Genomic DNA, 5,738 nt, shown 5'->3' with positions numbered 1-5,738 from the left:
TTGTAACACATGGCTGGGTCGTTGACGGTGAAGGCAAAAAGATGTCAAAATCTATCGGCAACACTATTGAGCCGGAAGAGATAATAAATAAATATGGTGCTGATATTCTGCGCTTGTGGGTTGCTTCATCTGATTATCATTCAGATATCCGCATCTCGAACGACATTTTAAAACAACTTTCAGAAGTTTACCGCAAAATCAGAAATACTGCTAGATTTATTCTCGGAAATATTTCTGACTTTGATCCTAAAAAGGACAGAGTCTCTTATGAAAACCTCGAAGCACTTGATAAATTTGCACTTTCCAGAATGAATGATGTAATAACAAAGGTTCGAGAATCTTATGAGACATATGAATTTTATAATATTTTCCACACCATACACAATTTCTGTGTTGTAGATTTGTCAAATTTCTATCTTGATATAATTAAAGACCGCCTTTATTGCGAGGAAAAAACCGGAATAGAGCGCCGTGCCGCTCAGACAGCTATGTACGATATTCTAATCAAGCTTACTAAACTGCTTGCTCCTATCCTTGCGTTTACCGCTGAGGAAATTTGGGCAGCGATACCTGCTGAAGGTGAAAAACCAATTTCAATTCTTATGACAGATATGCCGGTTGCTGATAAGAAATATGATATTCCGGACAGCGATAGATGGGAACATTTCCTTGATTTGCGTGAGGATGTTAAAAAAGCTCTTGAAATTGCAAGAAATGAAAAGCTCATCGGTGCCTCACTTGAGAGCCGCGTAGTTTTATATTGTGAATCTAGTGAACTATTCAACTTTGTCAGAGAAAATATTGATGCTCTGCCAACTCTCTTTATTGTATCTGATGTCGATGCGGTATTAGGCAAGGGCGAGGGCTTTAAAGGTGAAACGTGCGAGGGACTCACAGTTGCAGTGCAAAAAGCTTCAGGCGAGAAATGTGAAAGATGCTGGCGATATAGCGGCAGTGTAGGAGAAAGTCATAAACATCCGACGCTTTGCGATCGTTGCGCCGATGTCGTTGAAGGATTTTAACCATGGGGCGGGCGAAAACCCGCCCTCATTTTATTGTTGGTAGGTGTTTTATGCTTTGGGTGATAATTATATTATTTGCAATTGCGCTTGACCGTGTTGTGAAAATATGGGCGGTGAGCAGTCTTGCGCCTATTGGAGAAATCCCTGTTATCAAGGGCGTTTTCCATCTTTATTATGCAGAAAATACAGGTGCGGCTTTTTCAATCCTTCGGGGGCAGCAAAAGCTTTTTATCGTTGTTACTATTGTGGGACTTGCGGTTTTGGTTTGGATAATGTTTAAGAGAAAAGACTGGCACCCTCTTTTAATGTGGGCCTTTTCCTGCATTATCGGCGGTGGTATCGGAAATTTGATCGACAGGATCAGACTTGGATATGTTGTTGACTATTTCTATATAAAACTGATAAATTTCCCGGTTTTTAATATTGCAGACCTTTTTGTATCTGCTGGTGCAGTGTTGCTTTTTATTTATCTTTTGTTTATTCACAAAGAGGAAAAAAGTGATGAGTGATTCACTCAATTTTGAAGTTTTACCTGAAGAAGAGGGACAGAGGCTCGACACATTTCTATCAATGAAGTCTGATGGGTTGACTAGAAGTGCGGCACAACGGCTTATTGACGAAGGCATTGTAAAGGTTAGCGGGAAAACATGCGCAAAAAACTATCGCTTGAAATCAGGAGATGTTGTTTCTGCGGTTATCCCGCCTCCAAAAGCACTTGATGTGAAGGCAGAAGATATTAAGCTTGATATTGTTTATGAGGATGAAGCTTTACTTGTTGTAAATAAACCTAAGGGTATGGTGGTGCATCCCGCAGCGGGCAATTATGAGGGTACACTGGTAAACGCGCTTCTTGCGCACTGTACTGATCTGTCAGGAATAAACGGAGTTATCCGTCCAGGTATTGTTCATAGGATAGATAAAGATACCAGCGGACTGTTAATAGTTGCAAAAACAAACGAGGCTCACTTGAAACTTGCAGAACAAATTAAGGAACATAGCTTTGAAAGAATTTATGCCGCTGTTTTATGCGGTAATATCAAGGAAGATAGTTTTACGATTGACAAGCCAATAGCCCGCAGCAAAAAGGACAGAAAAAAAATGGCTGTATCCGAAGACGGGCGAAGGGCTGTTACACATTTTACGGTGTTAGAGCGAATGCCAAAGTATACTTATGTGGAATGCCGTCTTGAGACGGGCAGAACACATCAAATCCGCGTTCACGCATCAAGTATTGGTCATCCAGTTGCAGGTGATGAGGTTTACGGAAAGCCGGAAAATGGGCTTGCCGGTCAGTGTCTCCATGCAAAAACAATAGGTTTCGTGCATCCTGTATCGGGTGAGTTCTTAAGATTTGAGAGCGAACTTCCTGAATATTTTAAGGCTTTTTTAGTAAAACACAGATAAATAAAAATGGAGAGAGAGAATGAAAGGCAAATTTCAGGGCATATTTATTGCGTCAGATTTTGACGGAACAATGACGGCAGATGGGTCAGTTATCCCAAAAAAGAATATTGAAGCTGTAGACTATTTTATTAAGAATGGGGGAATTTTTTCGTTAAGTACCGGAAGGTCATTACATTCAATAAGCCGCAGAAAAAGTGAGTTTCCATCGAATGGTCCAGTTATATGCTGTAATGGAGCACTTATCTACGACGCTGAGAAGCAAAAAATACTGCGGTCATGGGGTATGGATAAAAATATTCTTAAGATTGCATCGGAAGTAATGAATGATTTCCCTGATATAGGTATTGAGGGAATGTATGACTTTGAAATGTTCTTAATAAAAAAGGATAAAATAAACGCAAACCATATAGAATATGAGGAAATTCCGAATGAGGAGGTTTCTGTAGATAAAATCACGGCGCCACTTCAGAAATTGTTGTTTACAGGCCCGGCTGAGCGCATCGCTTTGCTCGACCCATATCTCCGGGCAAAAGAGGGGTTTGATTATACTATCTTATATTCATCACCGCGATTTCTCGAGGTGATGCCAGTTGGAATAAATAAAGGAACTGGATTATTAAATGCGGCTGAAATACTAAAAATAAATCATGAAAATACTTATGCTATAGGTGACTATCTTAATGATTATCATGCAATAAAAATGGCTGGTACGGGAGTTGTCCCGGAAAACGCAGCCTCAGAGATAAAAGAAATCGCTGATGTTATTGTATGCGATCATAATGAAGGTGCAGTTGCAGATTTGATTGAATATATAGACGGTAAACTTACCGCAGCATTTGACAACGATATGATTACGTTATAAAATAAGTTTGATAAATTATTAACACAGGAGGAAAGTAATTTTGGAGAAGAGTGAAAAAAAAGCGCTGCAAATTCAGGCTGCTAAAATCAGAAAAGATATTTTAACAGCAGTTTTCAGTGCTAAGTCCGGACATCCGGGCGGTTCGTTGTCTGCGGCAGACATACTGACATATTTGTATTTCAAAGAAATGAATGTTGACCCATCTAACCCGAAAATGGAAGATAGGGATAGGCTTGTTCTGTCAAAGGGTCATGTTACCCCTGCGCTTTATTCTACGCTTGCAGAGAAAGGCTTTTTCGCTGTTGAAGAGCTTAAAAAGTTCCGCCAGCCTGGCAGCTTTCTGCAAGGGCATCCTGATATGAAGGGAGTACCGGGAGTTGATATGTCGACTGGTTCTCTTGGACTTGGAATATCAGCAGCTTGTGGTATGGCTATTGCTGCAAAAAAAGCAGGGAAAAAGTATCATATTTACGCTATAATCGGTGACGGGGAATCCGAGGAGGGACAGGTTTGGGAAGCTGCAATGTTTGCGGCGCACTATAAACTTGATAATCTTATCGTATTTCTTGATTGCAACGGTCTGCAAATTGACGGAAGTACAAATGATGTTATAGGACCAATGCCTTTTGACAAAAAATTCGAAGCTTTTAACTTTAATGTTATTACTATAGATGGACATGATTTTGACCAAATTGAGGCAGCAATTAATAAAGCAAAAGTCAGTGATAACAAGCCTACAGTAATTATTGCGAAGACAATAAAGGGCAAAGGTGTATCTTATATGGAGAATAATGTCAGCTGGCATGGATCTGCTCCTAATGAGGAACAGTACAATATCGGTATTACCGAACTCGATGCCTATCTAAAGGAACTGGAGGGTTAATCATGGCTAAAGCAACACGTGAAGCATATGGTGAGGCACTTGTTGAGCTCGCAGCTCAATATGATTTTTTGGTTATGGATGCCGATCTGTCTAAAGCTACAAAAACAGATATTTTTAATAAGGCATATCCTGACCGCTTTATAGAGTGCGGTATCGCAGAGGGTAATATGATGTCGGTTGCTGCAGGTATCGCAACAACGGGTATGCCCGTTTTTGCAAGCACATTTGCTGCTTTTGCCGCCGGACGGGCATTTGACTCTGTCAGAAATTCAATAGGGTATCCCCATTTGAATGTTAAGATAGGTGCTACCCACGCAGGTATTTCAGTTGGTGAAGATGGCGCCACTCACCAATGCAACGAAGATATAGCATTGATGCGCACTATCCCCGGTATGGTTGTCATTAATCCTTGCGACGAGGTTGAGGCGAAAGCAGCTGTTAAAGCGGCACTTTTGCATAATGGACCCGTTTATTTAAGATTCGGCAGATTAGGTGTTCCTACTCTTATGGATGAGTCGAGTTATAAGTTTGAGCTCGGTAAGGGTGTTGTACTGGCGGACGGCAAAGACGCTGTTATTTTTTCAACCGGTCTCTTAACAAGCCGTGCAATGGAAGCACGTGAAATGCTGTTAAAAGAAGGTATTGATGCTGCTGTAGTTAATATTCATACTATTAAACCGATAGATGAGAAACTTATAATTGAATATGCAAAGAAGACTGGTGCGGTTGTAACAGCTGAAGAGCATAACATAATCGGCGGCCTTGGCGGCGCGGTATGCGAAGTTCTTGCTGAAAATTGCCCTGTTCCAGTTTCAAGGGTCGGCGTAAATGACGTATTTGGAAAATCAGGTCCCGCTCTTAAGCTGCTCGATATCTTTGGATTAAACGCATCTAATATTGCTGAAAACGTTAAAAAGGTTATTTCACGTAAATAATTTTAATTTTTATTGATTTTTTTATAAACGAAACAGACATAAATTAAAAATTATGTCTGTTTTGTTTTATATTGCAGTTTTAATGTAAAAATTGCTATTCTATTACATTGACTTTTAATTTTTATCTTTATATAATCAAAATGCAGATGTAAAATAAAGGAGATAAAAAAATTATGCCCCAGCGCAGAGAGTTAATGGTACAGCTTATTCAGCGGGAAGGTCAGGTTAGTATTTCACAACTTAAAGAAGCTTTTCCAAAAGTATCAGAGATGACGCTGCGGAGGGATTTGGAGATTTTAAACCGTTCTGGGCAAATAGTCAGGATACATGGGGGAGCAAAATCAATCGGGGCTATTGTTGGATTGTCTGAGGAACTCCATGCACGCCGTTCTCAAGAAAATGTGGCAAATAAGCAGATTATTTCTAAAAAAGCACTAAGTCTGCTAAAACCTAACATTTCTATTTTTATAGATTCGGGAACCACAACTACAGCATTTGCACATGTACTTCCTGATATGGATATGCTTATTACGACCAGTGGAATAACTGTTGCAATGGAACTTATACATATGACGAATGTTTCTGTATATCTTACCGGCGGAAAGCTGAACAGAAACAGCATAAGTATAACT

The 5,738-nt window shown here is 39.9% G+C and carries 7 protein-coding genes; all 7 read left to right on the top strand.

Translation table 11 applies throughout. From position 1 onward, the window contains the following. A partial coding sequence (locus Q8865_10895) for a class I tRNA ligase family protein (GenBank protein ID MDP4153924.1) occupies positions 1 to 1,022 on the top strand: 1,022 nt, incomplete at its 5' end. Positions 1,023 to 1,072: 50 nt separating this feature from the next. Then, the gene (lspA, locus tag Q8865_10890) at positions 1,073 to 1,531 is read left to right on the top strand and encodes a signal peptidase II (GenBank protein ID MDP4153923.1); all 459 of its coding nucleotides are present in this window, start codon (positions 1,073 to 1,075) and stop codon (positions 1,529 to 1,531) included. Then, a complete protein-coding gene (locus Q8865_10885; GenBank protein MDP4153922.1) occupies positions 1,524 to 2,426 on the top strand; it encodes an RluA family pseudouridine synthase in 903 nt (300 codons plus the stop codon). Before lspA ends, Q8865_10885 begins: the two co-directional genes overlap by 8 nt. A 19-nt stretch (positions 2,427 to 2,445) precedes the next feature. Further along, entirely contained in the window at positions 2,446 to 3,288 is an 843-nt protein-coding gene (locus Q8865_10880) for a Cof-type HAD-IIB family hydrolase (GenBank protein ID MDP4153921.1), read from the top strand. A 40-nt stretch (positions 3,289 to 3,328) separates the two neighbouring features. Next, positions 3,329 to 4,171, top strand: coding sequence for a transketolase (locus Q8865_10875; GenBank protein MDP4153920.1), 843 nt, complete (start codon positions 3,329 to 3,331; stop codon positions 4,169 to 4,171). Between the two features lie 2 nt (positions 4,172 to 4,173). Beyond that, positions 4,174 to 5,106 carry a transketolase C-terminal domain-containing protein gene (locus tag Q8865_10870; GenBank protein ID MDP4153919.1) on the top strand — a complete coding sequence of 311 codons (933 nt, stop codon included), beginning with the start codon at positions 4,174 to 4,176 and terminating at the stop codon, positions 5,104 to 5,106. 173 nt (positions 5,107 to 5,279) lie between these two features. After that, on the top strand, positions 5,280 to 5,738 hold a 459-nt coding region (locus tag Q8865_10865; GenBank protein MDP4153918.1), incomplete at its 3' end, for a DeoR/GlpR family DNA-binding transcription regulator.

Source organism: Bacillota bacterium, assembly GCA_030705925.1.
Taxonomy (GTDB): domain Bacteria; phylum Bacillota; class Clostridia; order Oscillospirales; family Feifaniaceae; genus JAUZPM01.
Note: the sequence above shows the minus strand (reverse complement) of the source record. Positions and strands in the feature narration are given on the sequence as shown.

Bases quoted from the DNA above. Each gene is read 5' to 3' on its own strand.
- Q8865_10885 (MDP4153922.1), top strand. From the start codon at position 1,524: ATGAGTGATTCACTCAATTTTGAAGTTTTACCTGAAGAAGAGGGACAG.
- lspA (MDP4153923.1), top strand. From the start codon at position 1,073: ATGCTTTGGGTGATAATTATATTATTTGCAATTGCGCTTGACCGTGTT.
- Q8865_10880 (MDP4153921.1), top strand. From the start codon at position 2,446: ATGAAAGGCAAATTTCAGGGCATATTTATTGCGTCAGATTTTGACGGA.
- Q8865_10870 (MDP4153919.1), top strand. From the start codon at position 4,174: ATGGCTAAAGCAACACGTGAAGCATATGGTGAGGCACTTGTTGAGCTC.